This window comes from Streptomyces sp. NPDC048211 (assembly GCF_043202315.1).
Classification (GTDB): Bacteria; Actinomycetota; Actinomycetes; order Streptomycetales; family Streptomycetaceae; genus Streptomyces.
In genome coordinates this window covers 1868-3867 of record NZ_JBIDAD010000046.1, presented here as the reverse complement: position 1 = coordinate 3867, position 2000 = coordinate 1868, and the positions used below count along the sequence as shown (strand labels likewise).

Below are 2000 nucleotides of genomic sequence, written 5' to 3'. Positions count from 1 at the left end.
CCTCACCAGTGATGGCCCCCCTTCTCCCGAAGTTACGGGGGCATTTTGCCGAGTTCCTTAACCATAGTTCACCCGAACGCCTCGGTATTCTCTACCTGACCACCTGAGTCGGTTTAGGGTACGGGCCGCCATGAAACTCGCTAGAGGCTTTTCTCGACAGCATAGGATCATCCACTTCACCACAATCGGCTCGGCATCAGGTCTCAGCCTTAATGTGTGACGGATTTACCTACCACACGGCCTACACCCTTACCCCGGGACTACCACCGCCCGGGCTGGACTACCTTCCTGCGTCACCCCATCGCTTACCTAGTACAAGTCTGGTTCGTCGGCTCCACCACTACCCTCAACTCCGAAGAGATCGGGCCGGCTTCACGGACTTAGCATCGCCTGATTCAGTATTGGGCGTTTCAAAGCGGGTACCGGAATATCAACCGGTTGTCCATCGACTACGCCTGTCGGCCTCGCCTTAGGTCCCGACTTACCCTGGGCAGATCAGCTTGACCCAGGAACCCTTAGTCAATCGGCGCACACGTTTCTCACGTGTGTATCGCTACTCATGCCTGCATTCTCACTCGTGAACCGTCCACAACTCGCTTCCGCGGCTGCTTCACCCGGCACACGACGCTCCCCTACCCATCCACACAGGCGTTGGCCCTATATGTGTGAATGACACGACTTCGGCGGTACGCTTGAGCCCCGCTACATTGTCGGCGCGGAATCACTTGACCAGTGAGCTATTACGCACTCTTTCAAGGGTGGCTGCTTCTAAGCCAACCTCCTGGTTGTCTCTGCGACTCCACATCCTTTCCCACTTAGCGTACGCTTAGGGGCCTTAGTCGATGCTCTGGGCTGTTTCCCTCTCGACCATGGAGCTTATCCCCCACAGTCTCACTGCCGTGCTCTCACTTACCGGCATTCGGAGTTTGGCTAAGGTCAGTAACCCGGTAGGGCCCATCGCCTATCCAGTGCTCTACCTCCGGCAAGAAACACACGACGCTGCACCTAAATGCATTTCGGGGAGAACCAGCTATCACGGAGTTTGATTGGCCTTTCACCCCTAACCACAGGTCATCCCCCAGGTTTTCAACCCTGGTGGGTTCGGTCCTCCACGAAGTCTTACCTCCGCTTCAACCTGCCCATGGCTAGATCACTCCGCTTCGGGTCTTGAGCGCGCTACTAAATCGCCCTATTCGGACTCGCTTTCGCTACGGCTTCCCCACACGGGTTAACCTCGCAACACACCGCAAACTCGCAGGCTCATTCTTCAAAAGGCACGCAGTCACGACTGCATGTGCAAGCACATACAGCGACGCTCCCACGGCTTGTAGGCACACGGTTTCAGGTACTATTTCACTCCGCTCCCGCGGTACTTTTCACCATTCCCTCACGGTACTATCCGCTATCGGTCACCAGGGAATATTTAGGCTTAACGGGTGGTCCCGCCAGATTCACACGGGATTTCTCGGGCCCCGTGCTACTTGGGTGTCTCTTAAACGAGCCGTTGATGTTTCAGCTACGGGGGTCTTACCCTCTACGCCGGACCTTTCGCATGTCCTTCGCCTACATCAACGGTTTCTGACTCGTCTCACAGCCGGCAGACTGTGAAAAAGAGATCCCACAACCCCGCATGCGCAACCCCTGCCGGGTATCACACGCATACGGTTTGGCCTGATCCAGTTTCGCTCGCCACTACTCCCGGAATCACGGTTGTTTTCTCTTCCTGCGGGTACTGAGATGTTTCACTTCCCCGCGTTCCCTCCACACTGCCTATGTGTTCAGCAGCGGGTGACAGCCCATGACGACTGCCGGGTTTCCCCATTCGGACACCCCCGGATCAAAGCTTGGTTGACAGCTCCCCGGGGCCTATCGTGGCCTCCCACGTCCTTCATCGGTTCCTGGTGCCAAGGCATCCACCGTGCGCCCTTAAAAACTTGGCCACAGATGCTCGCGTCCACTGTGCAGTTCTCAAACAACGACCAGCCACCCATCACCCCGTT

The 2000-nt window shown here is 56.8% G+C and carries 1 rRNA gene (cut by a window edge); it reads right to left on the bottom strand.

Annotation, left to right across the window (positions count from 1 at the left end):
• Positions 1–1940 (bottom strand): 23S ribosomal RNA (locus ACGFZA_RS42400) (it extends 1271 nt beyond the left edge of the window).
• Positions 1941–2000 lie beyond the last annotated feature (60 nt).